This is a genomic window from Rhizobium sp. P2_G2, from assembly GCF_056403555.1.
In genome coordinates this window covers 1-773 of record NZ_JBFUFF010000269.1, presented here as the reverse complement: position 1 = coordinate 773, position 773 = coordinate 1, and the positions used below count along the sequence as shown (strand labels likewise).

The window sequence follows — 773 nt, the reverse complement described above, 5'->3', positions numbered from 1 at the left end:
GCTTGAATGTCATCCAGATCGCCGAGGAATAGCCGCGTGCCAGGCCCTCCGACCAAAGAAGCAGCACATTGACGCCACTGTAGGGCTGGCCGTTGTGGCGCAGCGGCCGGGTGATCCGGCCGTCCGCATGCGCTGTCTTCCAAGGCTGCGTCCACGGGCGGACGCCGTTGGCCAGCTCTTCGATGATCTTGTCGGTGATCCTCGCGTAGATGTCGGCACGTTCATTTGCTGGTTTGCTGGTCATATTCGAACCCTCCGTTCAGGAGGCCGCGCCCATCGCGGCCCGTCGCGGAGGGCCGATCGCAGGGGCGCCGAGGCGGTGAGCCGCACCGGAACGGCCGTAACGAAGTGGAGGACGGCGAAGCCGTTGCGGCTCGCCGCCGGCTCCTGCAGGGCCGACGAACGGGACGGGTCGCAGGGCGAAACCTCATCTTCCCGTTTCATTCCTCGGCCTCTTCGTCGCCGGCCTTGGCAGCGACACAGAAAGGGCCGGTCCTACCAAGGCCGGCCTCTCAGATGATCGATGTGGTGGCGGGGCCGAAACCCCGCCGGAGAGCGGCTCACTCGAACGCCGCCAGTTGCGCCGCCGCCGCCTTGCGATCGAGCGATGCACCGGGTTGATCGACCGGCCGGTCGAAGGGCTTCCAGGTTTCGCCGATGACGTGCTCGTATGCGGCAACGGCGCCTTCGGCCGCCATGCGGAGGGCGTGAGCCTGCACACCCATGTCCGCCGCGAACTCCCGCTTGCGCTGGGCGGCGCTGTCGTAGCCCAC

The 773-nt window shown here is 67.5% G+C and carries 1 protein-coding gene and 1 pseudogene; both read right to left on the bottom strand.

Annotated features, from left to right (window positions below; translation table 11 throughout):
• Nucleotides 1-244: ArdC-like ssDNA-binding domain-containing protein (locus AC1D06_RS42675; RefSeq protein WP_477991630.1), on the bottom strand; the 244-nt coding region annotated here is incomplete at its 3' end.
• 316 nt (nucleotides 245-560) lie between these two features.
• Nucleotides 561-773 (bottom strand): annotated as a pseudogene (locus AC1D06_RS42670) (hypothetical protein); the annotation flags it as partial.